Origin of the sequence: Pseudomonas frigoris (assembly GCF_047758635.1) — a bacterium.
GTDB lineage: Bacteria > Pseudomonadota > Gammaproteobacteria > Pseudomonadales > Pseudomonadaceae > Aquipseudomonas > Aquipseudomonas frigoris.
Genome location: NZ_CP180479.1, coordinates 3321960 through 3335282 on the forward strand (window position 1 = coordinate 3321960; position 13323 = coordinate 3335282).

14 protein-coding genes and 1 pseudogene are annotated in these 13323 nt (G+C 53.9%); 12 read left to right on the forward strand and 3 right to left on the reverse strand.

What is annotated here, in order from left to right; genetic code table 11:
• Window positions 1-522: 522 nt before the first annotated feature.
• From ACMXYH_RS15275 to ACMXYH_RS15300, 6 genes and pseudogenes are all read left to right on the forward strand, one after another.
• Window positions 523-717 carry a hypothetical protein gene (locus ACMXYH_RS15275; protein ID WP_415767592.1) on the forward strand — a complete coding sequence of 65 codons (195 nt, stop codon included), beginning with the start codon at window positions 523-525 and terminating at the stop codon, window positions 715-717.
• A 169-nt stretch (window positions 718-886) separates the two neighbouring features.
• Window positions 887-1027 (forward strand): annotated as a pseudogene (locus tag ACMXYH_RS15280) (DNA binding protein); the annotation flags it as partial.
• Between the two features lie 187 nt (window positions 1028-1214).
• Complete coding sequence (locus ACMXYH_RS15285) at window positions 1215-1751, forward strand: hypothetical protein (protein WP_415767705.1); 537 nt, start codon at window positions 1215-1217, stop codon at window positions 1749-1751.
• A 156-nt stretch (window positions 1752-1907) separates the two neighbouring features.
• Window positions 1908-2342 carry a hypothetical protein gene (locus ACMXYH_RS15290; protein WP_415767593.1) on the forward strand — a complete coding sequence of 145 codons (435 nt, stop codon included), beginning with the start codon at window positions 1908-1910 and terminating at the stop codon, window positions 2340-2342.
• The gene (locus tag ACMXYH_RS15295) at window positions 2339-3814 is read left to right on the forward strand and encodes an RAD55 family ATPase (RefSeq protein WP_415767594.1); all 1476 of its coding nucleotides are present in this window, start codon (window positions 2339-2341) and stop codon (window positions 3812-3814) included. The genes ACMXYH_RS15290 and ACMXYH_RS15295 overlap by 4 nt, the downstream gene beginning before the upstream one ends.
• Window positions 3815-3823: 9 nt before the next feature.
• Window positions 3824-4855 (forward strand): sensor histidine kinase, encoded by a 1032-nt coding sequence (locus tag ACMXYH_RS15300; RefSeq protein WP_415767595.1) that lies wholly within the window; start codon window positions 3824-3826, stop codon window positions 4853-4855.
• 814 nt (window positions 4856-5669) lie between these two features.
• On the opposite strand, the gene ACMXYH_RS15305 is transcribed toward ACMXYH_RS15300, so the two are convergent.
• The 3 genes from ACMXYH_RS15305 to ACMXYH_RS15315 all read right to left on the reverse strand — a co-directional run bounded on the left by ACMXYH_RS15305 (window position 5670) and on the right by ACMXYH_RS15315 (window position 8067).
• On the reverse strand, window positions 5670-5906 hold the full coding sequence (locus ACMXYH_RS15305) for a hypothetical protein (RefSeq protein ID WP_415767596.1): 237 nt from the start codon (window positions 5904-5906) through the stop codon (window positions 5670-5672).
• Between the two features lie 559 nt (window positions 5907-6465).
• Window positions 6466-7011, reverse strand: a complete 546-nt coding sequence (locus ACMXYH_RS15310; protein ID WP_415767597.1) for a cysteine hydrolase family protein — start codon at window positions 7009-7011, stop codon at window positions 6466-6468.
• Window positions 7012-7176: 165 nt separating this feature from the next.
• The gene (locus ACMXYH_RS15315) at window positions 7177-8067 is read right to left on the reverse strand and encodes an MBL fold metallo-hydrolase (RefSeq protein WP_415767598.1); all 891 of its coding nucleotides are present in this window, start codon (window positions 8065-8067) and stop codon (window positions 7177-7179) included.
• Window positions 8068-8302: 235 nt separating this feature from the next.
• Here ACMXYH_RS15315 and ACMXYH_RS15320 point away from each other — a divergent pair, with 235 nt between their 5' ends.
• From ACMXYH_RS15320 to ACMXYH_RS15345, 6 genes are all read left to right on the forward strand, one after another.
• Window positions 8303-9280, forward strand: a complete 978-nt coding sequence (locus tag ACMXYH_RS15320; RefSeq protein WP_415767599.1) for a GlxA family transcriptional regulator — start codon at window positions 8303-8305, stop codon at window positions 9278-9280.
• A gap of 315 nt (window positions 9281-9595) precedes the next feature.
• The gene (locus ACMXYH_RS15325) at window positions 9596-9901 is read left to right on the forward strand and encodes an AEC family transporter (RefSeq protein WP_415767706.1); all 306 of its coding nucleotides are present in this window, start codon (window positions 9596-9598) and stop codon (window positions 9899-9901) included.
• Between the two features lie 230 nt (window positions 9902-10131).
• Window positions 10132-10332, forward strand: coding sequence for a hypothetical protein (locus ACMXYH_RS15330; RefSeq protein WP_415767707.1), 201 nt, complete (start codon window positions 10132-10134; stop codon window positions 10330-10332).
• 702 nt (window positions 10333-11034) lie between these two features.
• A complete protein-coding gene (locus ACMXYH_RS15335; protein ID WP_415767600.1) occupies window positions 11035-11817 on the forward strand; it encodes a transporter substrate-binding domain-containing protein in 783 nt (260 codons plus the stop codon).
• Between the two features lie 55 nt (window positions 11818-11872).
• Window positions 11873-12601 carry an ABC transporter permease gene (locus tag ACMXYH_RS15340; RefSeq protein ID WP_415767601.1) on the forward strand — a complete coding sequence of 243 codons (729 nt, stop codon included), beginning with the start codon at window positions 11873-11875 and terminating at the stop codon, window positions 12599-12601.
• Window positions 12598-13308, forward strand: coding sequence for an ABC transporter permease (locus ACMXYH_RS15345; protein WP_415767602.1), 711 nt, complete (start codon window positions 12598-12600; stop codon window positions 13306-13308). The genes ACMXYH_RS15340 and ACMXYH_RS15345 overlap by 4 nt, the downstream gene beginning before the upstream one ends.
• The last annotated feature ends 15 nt before the right edge of the window (window positions 13309-13323 follow it).

Here is a 13323-nt window from a genome sequence, read left to right on the forward strand (position 1 = left end):
GAAAGACACGGATCTCTCTATGCATCACCGGGCTTTGCGTTTTCTCCTGTCCAAGTAGAGGCGGGGCGCTCATCAGGAGGGCCCGTTGCCTTGCTGGCCACCTTTCAATTCAAGCCGCAAGTTCGAGCTGTTTGTCGATGTGAATCTTTCATGTATGAATCTAATTTGGGTAATTTGAATGGCTGCTTCTGGCCGAACGCCGTAACGCCGGGGGACGTCAATACCGCGAGCGTCAGTTTGAAGAACTTTTCGTTTCTGTCGATGGCGTCCAGCGCGCTGTGCGCATTGTCGGCGACATCGACTGATCCGCGTCGCTTTCAAACGCGGGGACAAAGATCGGGCCGCTCCCTTATTTCATGCACGACTCTTCCGTCCCGCTATAGCGGCTGACTTTGACGGAGAAGGTTCGGGGCTAAACGAACCAGCGATCAGACGGTATGAATTATTTGGCGTGTTCGTACTCCACCGCTCGAGGAGCAGTTGTTTCTCAATGGCGGTGACCTCCGCGCCGAGGCAAAGCTAATGGCATCGATCGAAGATTTCAGGATGAAATCACACGAGCTCCTGATAGAACTCGACGCCGCTACGATGGAAATGATGACGCTGGTGACATCCAAATGCGTTTCAGGCCCCGACTGGGATTTTGCCAGCAAGAGGCAGCACGACGCCTATAAAAGCTGGGATGCCTTTATGAATACGCCTAACACAAATATTTAAATTGCAGATTCTGAAAAGGACGGGCTCACTAGCTGAGATTGACAATCTCGATCAATGCTTTTTGTCTGATGCAGGAGAGTCCTATGAGTCGGCAAGAAGTGTTTTTAGCAAAAGCGTTAGAAATACATCATGAGTACGAAGTGGCGACAGTTGTCATCTGCGACATGCTGAGCGCGCCTCGCGGGTAAAAGTCTACAAAAATCCGCATACCGGCGAGGTCATCGAAACCAAAGGCGGTAACCACAAGGGTCTTAAAGAATGGAAAGCTGAACACGGCTCCGACACCGTCGAGTCCCGGCTTTCCAAGTGAGTTTAGTTTGAGTACAAAACGGCCCGAGAGGGCCATTTTTGTTGGCCTTGCGGAGGAATGCGGTTAAACGTCCGGCTAACACAGATATTAGTGAGTACCAATGCTAACGTGGGAGATATCCAATTCAATTCGCAGGTTGGGATGGGTGGAAAGCCGGCTTCACATGTTTGATGAGGATGAACCCACCGTGCCGAGAATTTTGACTTCACAGATAAGTGACACCGCACTAAACGAGCACAATGCCAGGATGTTCGGGTCGCCAAAGGAACGCTTGGATTTTTACCGAAGAGAGATTCAGTACGAAACCAGCATCTTGGCTAATCGTACTGACGCCTTTCTGGCATCTCAGTCTTTTTTGGTCATCGCATTTGCCTCTTCTATGGGCAATCTCAACCCCGAATGGGGCAAGTTGTTCACGCTGGTAGTACCACCGTTTCTTACGTTGCTTGGAGTGCTAAGTTCGTTGAATGCTTGGCCCGGTATTCGTGCGGCATACGACATTATCGGCCATTGGCATTTCAAGCAGAGTGAGCTATTGCATAGCGAGCCTTTAATGGGGTTGGCGTATGACGAATCGCCTTTATTTTGTGAGAGAGAGTCCACGCAAAAGGGGTATCGAAAGGCGTTGCTGTTTTCGGTGCGCACACCTTGGATCTTTGCGACGTTCTGGATATTGCTTGGCATTTGGTCGGTTTATATCCAAATCGCAAATCCAGGTGTTTGAGACGTAGACAGAGAGGCAAGTCCTTGCTGTTTGGGACTACTTTTTTTCAGCCACCTAGCTGGCATCCGGACATCATCAGCTCTGCGCCCAAATGAAAACTCGATCACAGGTTATAGGGTGTACCATCGATAGGTGCCCATCAAAAATTAGTGAGCCATGTCCAGGGAAAGCGAAGAGGGCCGCCAGATCGTAGCTTCTCTGGCGCGCCGGGTCGGTGACATTGCTGATCTTGCAAAGACCGCCCACGCAATTATTTCAACCTTGCAGGATATGGACGCAGCCCTCAGGCCCATCATCGGCCAGCAAGGGGTTGTCGCGCTTTATCGCCGCAGCCTCAATCTGTGCGTTTCCACTCATCCGCGACTGGCCGGCACCTGTGACAGAGTGCAGGCAGGCATGGATCTGATTGCCCTCAAATCCGTAATCGTTGAGCAAAGCGACGCCGATGCGCTGTTTTTCGGTGAAGTGTTGCTGACTACCTTTTACGCACTGCTGACCACGCTGATCGGGCCCTCGCTCACCGCACGTTTGCTTCGTGGTATGTGGGAACCTTTATTGAGCGACACCCCTTCGCAGGAAAATTCGCCATGAGCACCAAAGTGACTATCAACCGCCTGGCCACCGGTGTGCCAGGACTGGACGAGGTGCTGGGCGGAGGACTGCCGGAGTTTTCGTTCAACCTGATCGCCGGCCCGCCGGGTTGCGGCAAAACTACCCTGGCGCACCAGATGATGTTTGCCCTGGCGACGCCCGAGCGCCCGGCGCTGTTCTTTACCGTACTGGGCGAGCCGCCGCTGAAGATGTTGCGTTATCAGCAGCAATTCGACTTTTTCGACAGCGAAGCGATCAACCAGTCGATCCGCTATATCAACCTGACCGACGACACCCTGGCCGGGAATCTGGACGAAGTGCTGAGGCGCATCGTCAGCGAAGTCGAGGCGCACTCTCCAGCGCTGGTGTTCGTCGACTCGTTCCGTTCGGTGGTGCTGGCCAGCCAGACCCAGGACAACCCCAACAACAACCTGCCGCAATTCGTTCAGCAACTGGGCATGTTGATGACCACCTGGCAGGCGACGACCTTCCTGATTGGCGAATACTTTACCGAAACCGACACCAACCCGATTTTCACCGTGGCCGATGGCTTGATCTGGCTGCGTCAGAGCGTGCAGCGCAATTCCATGGTACGCAAGATTGAAATCATGAAGATGCGCGGCCAGCCCACGTTACCGGGCTTGCACACCTTCCGCATTGCGACGTCGGGGATCAAGGTGTTTGCACCCGCGCCACTCAACCCGGTTGAAGCGCCGCTGGAGATCCCCATCAAGCGCCTGAAAATGGGCGTGCCACAGCTCGACGAGATGCTGGGTGGCGGCCTGCCCCGTGGTTATTCCTTGCTAGTGGCCGGGCCGTCGGGGTCGGGCAAAAGCATCCTGGCAGCGACGTTCCTCGCAGAAGGCGCACGCAACGGTGAAACCGGTGTGATCGCGGTGTTCGAACAACGGCCCAATCATTTTCAAAATGCCGCCCTCATTCAGTTGATCCAAAGCGGTCAGGTAGGCTTGGTGGACAGTCGTGCACCGGACTTGTCCATCGACGAAATCGTCCAGTTGCTGTTGGCCGAGATATCTCGCCTGAAAGCCACTCGTTTAGTGATCGACTCGTTGTCGGGCTTCGAACTGGCGCTGGCGCCGACCTTCCGCGAAGACTTCCGTGAATCGCTGTCGCGAATGGTCACCGCACTGACTGGTGCCGGGGTCAGTGTTCTGATGACCTCCGAGCTGGAAGACCGCTACACCGACTTGCGTTTCAGCCCTTACGGCACGGCGTTTCTCACCGATGCGATCATTGTCCAACGCTATATCGAAGTAGAGAGTCGCTTACTGCGCATCATGGCCGTGGTCAAGTTGCGGGCCAGCGCCCACTCCGATGAGCTGCGCTTGTACCGCGTCGATGAAAACGGCTTGCAGATTGGCGAAATGCTTCATGAACAAGAAGGTCTGCTCGGAGGCCGACCCACAAAGCGGATTTCAGGTGTATCACATCCAGGAGATAAAAATGCTTGAGCCCGACTCATGAGTAATGTCGATGGCACGAATGAGCGTGAGATCGCTAATGCCGCTCACGAACTCTTCCTGCTTGGCCAGAAAACCGTTGAAGCACGCGCCGTGCTGGCAGCTCTTCAAAAAGAGTTGAGCGACACCAGCAGCCGGCTGGTGGATAGTCAGCAGGTTGAACAGGTGATTGAGGCTAATCCGCAGCACGTACCGGCGAAACTGCTGGTGCCGTCAGACGCTATAGTCGCCCCTCGCTTGGAAGAGCAGCGTTTGTACCAGGAACTGCGTGAGGCTAATGCACAGCTGGTCATAGCCGCGCTCAGCGCTCAAGACCTTCAGGCTGTAGCCGAGCGCGCACTGAGTCAGCAAAAAAGCATACTGGCGACAGTGGCCCATGAGCTACGTAACCCATTAACACCCATCAGCATGATTGCAGAACGTATGGTGCGTTTGCCTAGCGATCAGCTGCCTCGGATGCGGGAGTTGATCGAAGGCCAAGTGCAACATATGTCACAGCTGGTCGACGATCTGCTGGACGTCTCCCGTGCCTGCACTGGTAAGTTGCGACTCAATCGCCGCGATGTCGACATGATTCAAGTTCTACGTGAGGCCATTGATGCGTGTCGCCCTTTGATGAGCGCACAAGAGCAGCGTTTCGACGCCCATCTTCCCGATGGCATCTTGATGGTAAATGGTGACCCGGGGCGCCTCGCGCAGATTCTTCACAACCTTCTGGCGAATGCGGCTAAATACACCCCGACCCACGGTAGAATCGAACTCTCTGTAACAGTAGCGTCCGACGTTTTGCAGATAACCATTTCCGACAATGGAATCGGCATTTCCGCTAAAGCACTGCCGTTTATTTTCGACCCCTATGTTCAAGACGTGCATGCCGTCGGATTCAATGGGTCAGGCTTGGGCATCGGACTGACAGTAGTCCGCGAGCTGGTTGAGGCGCACGGCGGCGAAGTTACCGGTATGAGCAAGGGTGATGGCATGGGTAGCGAATTCGTGGTCACGTTACCGATGGTAATCCATTCAAACGGATAAAAAGGCGTGGACAGTGATTGATCTAAGTCCAGGGGCATAGGTCAGCTCTCACCAGACAAGATTATTGCCGTCCATCGCTCTGACTGATCCATAAAAAACCGCAATCAAGATTCTTGGCGGGTACTGCAACTCGTAACATCGAATCAGACCCGCTGAGCACAGGATCCGACATGAACGCAGCGGACGACTTTAGATTTAAATCTCATGAGCTGCTTTTAGATCTAGATGCAGCTATTAACCAAATGATGATGTTGGTCGCAACTCGCGAGCTTTCCGGTGAAAGGTGGTGTGCGGCTGTAACCCAACATTCGGCCGCGTATGCAGCTTGGAATTCTCATCTCAGTGAGTCATCGCTACCGAACGCTCATTTTCTTTAAGTCGGAGAAATCATCTCTGGGTCACTGAGCGAAAAGAGAGCGGTCGTGCGACCAACGGGGCCAAGCCTTGGATGCTATCTGACGTCTCTAGGTGCGGCATTGTGATCAACCGCTTTACTGCCGAGCGAGTGGGCTTGGAATACATTGATCTTGGCAATGGCACGCGATGACCGTGACAGTAATTTCAGCCTGGTTCATTGGTTCTCAACAGCTACGTCGGCGGATGATCCTTTTCTGGGGACTCATCGCGAGTAATGCTTTGAAGGTGATCTGGGGACTTCATGCGAACGCATATGCATTGATTCTGCTCGAGTGCGCACTTCGGGGCCTGAACGCCCGTGGCTTCAATAAGAATCTCAATGGATACCGAGCTTCCTGATGCCCAGTGCCAGAGGTACGGATTAGTACCTGAAAGCGCCTGATTTTGACGGATAAACCTAGTGTACATCGAGGTTCTTCTTGAACCCGCGAAGGTTCATTAGGAAAAGGCAAATCTGCAAGACGATGAGAGCATAGGCTTCTACGTACACCCCCCAAATCACCCACAGCATATTGCTCAGGCTGAAACATACAAATCCCGTCATTCGCCTTGCAGGTCGTTGAGATCCGATCAACCAAGCGGCAAATACCGTTACCAGCATCGCAGGCCACTGAACCCAATCCAGGTAGTTCAAACGACTCCCCTCAATTTCTCCGAGAATGAAAGATAGAGGGTGATATTGACGAATGATTCAGAATTTTTTGGTGAGACATACTCCGTAACCGCTCGTCAGGGCATGAGTAGATTTGTTGAACGAGCGTTCCTTTATTCCGGACAGATAAACCATGTGCTGACGAAATGCACCCCTCATTCGGCCACCTCTTAAATATCACCATCTAGGAGAAAATCATGAGAGTGCTCGTTACGGGAGCAGGTACAGGGTTTGGCTATGAAGTAGCCCTCAGACTCGCTAAGAGAGAGCTGGATGTCATCGCCGGAGTCGAGGTAGTGGCCCAGGTGCATTCACTCGAACAAGACGCGAAGCGCCGTGGGGTTTCCGACAGGCTTTGGACAGCGCAACGTCTGATATACCTATTTCTTGGGCCAGCTTCAGCACAGGGGTTTCCCATGCTTTGTCGAACAAATCTCTGGGAGTAAAGCGGGGGGCAAACCGCTTTCGTGTAGCTCGCACGATCATGACTAGAAACTAGAAGGAGCCCGCACGGGCTCCGAAAAACTGAACCGTTACGCGTTTAAGCCGAGAGGTACTCGTCCACAGATTTAACGGTGGCGTAGCCGAACTCAAATGCTGCCATCATCGCCGCATGCGCTTGAGCGGCAGGCACGTTCACGCCGCGAAATGTGAGATCCAGGGTGGCGCAGGCATCATGCAGCACAGTAACCGGATAACCCATGTCCGCCGCAGCACGCACGACAGCGTCGATGCACATGTGGCTCATCGCACCCACCACCACGACATCCTGGACATCGAAAGCATCTAGCTGCTTCTTGAGATCAGTGTCTCTGAAGGCGTTGATGTGCTTTTTAACGATCACGGGTTCTTGACCAACAGGAGCTACAGCGGTCTGAATTTCCGCTCCGCTAGATCCCTTGATAAATATCGTGGCACCCTCATTATCGGATTCATGTCGTATATGGAAAACTGGAATGCCTGTATCTCGCGCGCGACTAATCACTCGGCTAGCATTCGCCACAGCTGCTTCGACCCCAGACAAAGGCAATTTGCCAGTCGGCAGGTATTCGTTTTGCAGATCAACTACAACAAGGCCTCGTTTCATAACGATCTCCAATTAAGTCACTAATTTGTTTTTTCCGTGAAGGCTGATCTGCCTCTGACAGACTGCGTAAAAGCGGGCCGTTGAATAAACCACTCTCTTCGTGAGAACCCAGTCGCTAATAGGTGATCACGAGCCGCCTTCAACAGCGGCTCCCGGTGCTTTAAATCAAAACTCCAACGAAGCGCCATCTTCCGGAATATCTACGCGACTCTCGATACCCTGCTTCTTGACATAGGTGCGCAATTCATCGCGGGTCAGGGACATGTGATTGATTGCGTCCATGTGCACGGCGACGATTTTCGCGTTCTTCGCGGCCTTTGACGCGCGCAGAACGTCCTCCTCGCCCATGATGATCGCACCCTCGTAGCCGGTCATTTTTGCTTTCCCAGCATTGAGCACGATGACCTCGGGGTGATATTTCTCGATGGTCTGGTCGACCTCTTTACGCCAGATAGTGTCACCGGCGAGGTAGAGGGTCTTGTAGCCTGGCGCTTGAAAAACGACGCCCATGGCTTCGCCCAGAGGTTTAGCCAAAGCTGGTACGGCATACATTTCGTCAGTGCCATGCTGACCACCGGTCTTGGTGATTTTGACGCCCCCGAATTCAGCTTCATCAGTCAGTACGCGCACATTCTTGAAGCCTTGGGAGCGAATCAGCTGCGCGTCTTCTTCATGCTGCGTGAACAATGGGATGTCTTTAGGCAGCGCTTTTTGTGCGGCATCGTCCCAGTGGTCAAGATGCGTATGCGTGACGATGACTGCGTCGACACCAGAGATAACTTCAGCGGGCGACTCGGTCAGATCAACCAGAGGATTGCGCAGGTTGCTCCGGTAGGTATTTTCAAACCCTGGGTAGGCTCCCTTTTTGGCCAGCATAGGGTCGATCAGGAAGGTCGTGCCGCCGTAGGTGATTTTCACCGTTGCGTTACGAACTTGCTGCAAGTCCACTTTATGGGATGCGTCCGGCGCGTTGGTGACGTTTGAGACCGCAAATGCCGGAGTGGCGGCAGCAGCGCAAACAATGCTGAGGGCAAGCGGAAGCGTTCTGAAGTTCATGTGATTAATCCTGTAGATACATCGAGAACACCATTCTTGCCGAATGCTTTTAAGCCTGACAGTGGCCTGAATGACATATTTCGATATAATCGGGCCAAGCGATACGCGGGGTCTGGATTTATGCGATTAGGGGGGCGACGTTCCCTTCCGTCCTTGAAATACATCACTGTGAACGATCGCTCACAATTCCTGTATGCGTTCGATAGCAATTACACGGCAAATCCGAGGCGGCCTGATGCAATCCATACGTGTTGCTGTTCTAGCTTTCAACGGCGTGAGCCTGTTCCATCTCTCTGTGCCGGGAGTGGTGCTGGGGACGGCTCAATCCGCACCTGGTGAACCTCGATACGAGGTTAGTTACTGCGCAGAGACGCCGGGTATGGTGAGTAGCGACCAAGGCATCGGCTTGGAGGTCACTCATGGCCTGGAACTGATGGAGTCCTCTCACGTAATTGTCATTCCAGCGTGGGGCGATCAATCGGTCGCTGCATCCGCACAGCTCGTGAAAGCCTTACAGCTCGCTAATGTCCAAGGAAAGCTCATAGTCGGGTTATGTTTGGGAGCATTCGTGCTCGGAGATGCCGGGCTGCTTGATGGCAAAGAAGCAACCACTCACTGGGCAGTCAGAGACGAGTTTGCGCGACGCTTCCCTGAAGTTCGTTTCAGGCCCGAGGTGCTCTATGTCAGTGATGGCAACATCATGACCTTTGCGGGAACCGTGGCGGCAATCGATTGTTGCCTGCATCTGATACGCCAGCGGCTCGGTGCTGATGTGGCGAATCGCACCGCGAAGATGCTGGTGACGCCGCCGCATAGGCAAGGAGGCCAAGCTCAATACGTAGAACATCCTGTGCCGCAGCTATCCAGCGAGACTCATTTGTCTGATGTACTGGCGTGGGCCCGAATGAACCTAGCCAGTGATCTATCGCTCGACGTCCTGGCAGACATGGCGAAAATGAGTAGGCGCACGTTTACTCGTCGCTTTAGGGAGGCCACTGGCAGTACCGTCTCTAAATGGTTGAATGCTGAGCGAGTCGTCAGAGCGCAAGAACTGCTTGAAACGACTGATTTACCTATTGAATGCGTTGCCGGTGAGGCAGGTTTTGGAACCCCCTTATCCTTGAGGCAACAATTCGGCGCTCATCTCGGCACTTCGCCTTCTGAGTATCGGCGAATGTTTTTTCGTGAAATGAAGCCAGAAGGAAAATCGTAGGAAGCTGTTAGCTAATTACGTGGGCGTGTCGGCAGCTGCGGGCTTGTTCGGTGTGCAAGGCATAGCCCTGGCAGCCGTCGCGAACGCGGCGATAGTGCCCACAGTGAGCATCCTGTGTGTGATGGTCTTCGCGAAGTACGGATCGGGCGGCAGGATGCCTTTAAGCAAACTCCTTCAGCAGTTGGCCCTGAGCCCGCTGGTACTGGCGTGCTTCGCAGGCGGATTGATTCAGCCGTTAGGCTGGGGCTACCTGTAGGTATCGAGCCCGTGCTCAAAGCTTTGGGGCAAGCGTCACTACCGCTCGGTTTACTCTGCGTGGGGGCCGCGCTTGAGTTCGGGAGCATGAGGCAATGGCTACACCCGGTTGGTTACTCGTCGCTGGTGAAGTTTTTGATCATGCCACTGGTCACGCTTTGGGCCTGCCATCTATTCGGGCTTGAAGGAAAGGCCGCAATTGCAGCACTCCTATTCCAGGCGCTGCCCACAGCCTCATCCTCGTACATCATGGCGAGGCAGCTAGGGGGAGATGCGCCCCTCATGGCTGGGATCATCGCTTGCCAGACCCTGCTGGCAGGAGTAGCACCTCCCGCCGTTATCCTAGTGATGACCCAGTGGGTTTGACTTTAAGGAATCTACAGTCGTCGGGCAAGGTAGCGCTCGGCTGGAGTGTTTCTCTAATACTGCACGAGTAAACCATCCAGATATCAGTAGGTTCGTTTGGGATGGTGATTCATCTGGAGTCGGGATTCCTGCGCCGTCGTTCCGACATTGTTCGTCAGGCGCAAGCGCAACGCCAAATGGAACCTGCCAGGTGGCCGTGTCAAAAAAGGCGAGACGCCCTGCAGGCAGCGATGCGTGAACTGGCTGAGGAGACGGGACTGACGTTTGACCAACTTTCCTATGTCTCAGAGTACAAGGACGACAAGGTTATTCATTCCTCTTCGAAAGGACAGTGCAACATCTACCGATCAACTCGTCGTTCGGGAAGGTTAAATCAGAGTTGCTACGCCGATCAACGCCATCGGGGCGAAGCGCCGGAATCTACGTCCTAGCAAGTCACGGCGATGCCCGACCTCGAGGAGTATCCAGAGACCATATTTACAGGTTTGCTTTCAAAAAAGCGGCGGTCGTGATCGGCGGTCGGAAGATGGGTGGAGTCATACCTTCCGAAAAGCCGGTAACGATTCAGGGCGATTTTGTTGAACATCCAGTCTCGCATGGTTGCTGGGACAACCGTTGCAACTGTTAGCCAGCGCCTCGGGGCGTCCAGGTGACCCAAAATCCCGAACATCGGCTCACCCCAGCAACGACGAAAGCAAACACATGCAAAACGATGCCGATGAACCTTGCCTGGTAGTCATACGCCGGGCCTGGAGTCAGAGCAAAATCGTCACCTATGTGCGGCTGGTTGATCCGTTCACTCGCTATCGACAGGGCAGTCGCCTGCCATTGAATGGGCGCACAGGAACAGATGACTGTCAGGCTATGCTCGTGTCGCAGACGCTTCAATCAGCCGTATTCCCGGCACCATCCAGCCTCCATCACGCTTCCTGAAGCAGTCGACCAGATAAATGGCTGATTGATTGCCTATGCCTGTCTGTACAAGTATGTATTTGCGCGTTAGAGTCGACCACGCGTCTCGACACGTTTATCCGCAAATTGGGGTCTGTGTGTGTTCTGTGTAACGACACACGTGCTCCATAACTGTACTCGTGCGCCACAAGCGCTTCTGTTGGTTCTTAGGAATAAAAACAATGAAAAAATCTATTTTGACCCTTTCAGTATTGGCTCTATGCGTGGCTGCTGGCTCTGCCCTGGCCAAGGAGTACAAGGAGTTGCGCTTTGGTGTTGACCCCTCTTATGCGCCCTTCGAATCCAAGGCCGCCGACGGTAGCTTGGTGGGCTTTGATATTGATCTGGGTAACGCGATTTGCGCTGAACTGAAGGTCAAGTGCAAGTGGGTAGAAAGCGATTTCGACGGCATGATTCCCGGCCTGAAGGCCAACAAATTCGACGGCGTGATTTCTGCCATGACCGTGACCTCATCGCGGGAAAAAGTCATCGATTTCTCCAGCGAATTGTTTTCGGTGCCCACGTCGTTCGTGTTCAAGAAGGGCTCTGGCCTAAGCGAAGACCTCAAGACGCTAGCCGGAAAAACCGTTGGCTATGAGCAGGGCACCACCGAGGAGGCCTACGCCAAGGCCGTGCTGAACAAGGCCGGGATCAAGACCCAGGCCTATTCCAACCAAGACCAAGTTTATTCTGACTTGGTGACTGGTCGCCTCGACGCCTCAATTCAGAACATGATGCAAGCTGAAATGGGTTTCCTGAAGTCCCCGCAAGGCGCCGACTTTGAAGTCAGTAAGCCAGTCGATCACGAGCTGCTGCCAGCGAAAACGGCGATGGGTCTCCTCAAAGGCAACGCCGAGCTCAAAACCCTGGTGGACAAAGGTATAAAGGCGCTGCACGACGACGGCACCTACGCGGCCATCCAAAAGAAACACTTCGGTGATCAGAATATTTACAGCGGCAAATAACGACGCTGCGCCCATTCGCGGATGGGCGTTTTCCTGATTTACGAAGGGCTCCCCAATGTTAGAAAACATATTGCAGATGCTGGGGCTGTCAGGCTTCAGTCTCAAGGGCTTCGGCCCACTGTTGCTGCAAGGCTCCTGGATGACTGTCAAGTTATCCTTCCTTTGCTTGCTGCTAAGCGTGGTCTTGGGCCTGATCGGTGCCAGTGCCAAGCTTTCAAAGTCGGCACTGTTGCGCGTCCCCGCGCAGGCTTACACCACGCTGATCCGTGGAGTGCCGGATCTGGTTCTGATGCTGCTGATCTTCTACAGCCTGCAAACCTGGCTGACCAATCTGACCGCAGCCATGGGTTGGGATTACATTGAGATCAATCCATTCAGTGCCGGTGTGATAACTCTAGGCTTTATCTATGGGGCGTATTTCACCGAGACTTTCCGTGGCGCGATCCTCGCTGTGCCCCGTGGCCAGATGGAGGCAGCCACTTCTTACGGCCTGACCCGTGCCCAGCGTTTCCGCTTCGTGCTGTTCCCGCAAATGATGCGTTTTGCTTTGCCGGGTATTGGCAATAACTGGATGGTCATTCTCAAGGCCACCGCTCTGGTCTCGATCATTGGCCTGGCCGACTTGGTCAAGGTGGCTCAGGACGCGGGCAAGAGCTCCTATCAACTGTTCTTTTTCCTGGTGCTGGCGGCCTTGATTTATCTGATCATCACCACCGCATCGAACTACGTCTTGCGCCGGCTGGAAATCTTCTACGCCGCAGGCACTCGGGAGGCCGTGCGATGATCGAGCTACTGCAGGAATACTGGAAACCCTTCCTCTATAACGATGGTTACCACATCACCGGGTTGGCGATGACGCTGTGGCTGCTCAGTGCCTCGCTCTTCTTCGGTTTCGTGATGTCGGTTCCGTTGTCGATTGCCAGGGTTTCGACCAACGTTTGGGTGCGATTGCCGGTGCAGTTCTATACCTATTTGTTCCGTGGCACGCCTCTGTATATACAGCTGCTGATCTGCTACACCGGCATTTACAGCATTGCAGCGGTGCGATCCCAGCCCATGCTCGACGCATTCTTCCGTGATGCATTGAACTGCACCATCCTGGCCTTCGCCCTGAACACTTGCGCGTACACCACAGAAATCTTCGCTGGGGCGATCCGTAACATGAATCACGGTGAGGTCGAAGCAGCCAAGGCTTTCGGACTGCGCGGCTGGAAGTTATATGCCTACATCATCATGCCGTCTGCACTGCGTCGCTCGCTGCCGAACTACAGCAACGAAGTAATACTGATGCTGCACTCGACCACCGTAGCGTTCACCGCCACTGTGCCGGACATTCTCAAGGTCGCCCGGGATGCCAACTCGGCAACGTTCCTGACTTTCCAGTCGTTCGGTATCGCCGCCGCGATTTACCTCGCAGTTACTTTCTCTCTGGTTGGCCTGTTCCGTCTGGCTGAACGCCGTTGGCTGTCTTTCCTCGGCCCGGCTCATTAATTCAGGATGTTTGAA

Excerpts from the sequence above, each read along its gene's own strand:
- ACMXYH_RS15275 (WP_415767592.1), top strand. The coding sequence starts at position 523 with ATGGCATCGATCGAAGATTTCAGGATGAAATCACACGAGCTCCTGATA.
- ACMXYH_RS15330 (WP_415767707.1), top strand. The coding sequence starts at position 10,132 with ATGCGTGAACTGGCTGAGGAGACGGGACTGACGTTTGACCAACTTTCC.
- ACMXYH_RS15315 (WP_415767598.1), bottom strand. The coding sequence starts at position 8,067 with ATGAACTTCAGAACGCTTCCGCTTGCCCTCAGCATTGTTTGCGCTGCT.
- ACMXYH_RS15300 (WP_415767595.1), top strand. The coding sequence starts at position 3,824 with ATGAGTAATGTCGATGGCACGAATGAGCGTGAGATCGCTAATGCCGCT.
- ACMXYH_RS15340 (WP_415767601.1), top strand. The coding sequence starts at position 11,873 with ATGTTAGAAAACATATTGCAGATGCTGGGGCTGTCAGGCTTCAGTCTC.
- ACMXYH_RS15290 (WP_415767593.1), top strand. The coding sequence starts at position 1,908 with ATGTCCAGGGAAAGCGAAGAGGGCCGCCAGATCGTAGCTTCTCTGGCG.
- ACMXYH_RS15310 (WP_415767597.1), bottom strand. The coding sequence starts at position 7,011 with ATGAAACGAGGCCTTGTTGTAGTTGATCTGCAAAACGAATACCTGCCG.
- ACMXYH_RS15320 (WP_415767599.1), top strand. The coding sequence starts at position 8,303 with ATGCAATCCATACGTGTTGCTGTTCTAGCTTTCAACGGCGTGAGCCTG.
- ACMXYH_RS15345 (WP_415767602.1), top strand. The coding sequence starts at position 12,598 with ATGATCGAGCTACTGCAGGAATACTGGAAACCCTTCCTCTATAACGAT.
- ACMXYH_RS15295 (WP_415767594.1), top strand. The coding sequence starts at position 2,339 with ATGAGCACCAAAGTGACTATCAACCGCCTGGCCACCGGTGTGCCAGGA.
- ACMXYH_RS15335 (WP_415767600.1), top strand. The coding sequence starts at position 11,035 with ATGAAAAAATCTATTTTGACCCTTTCAGTATTGGCTCTATGCGTGGCT.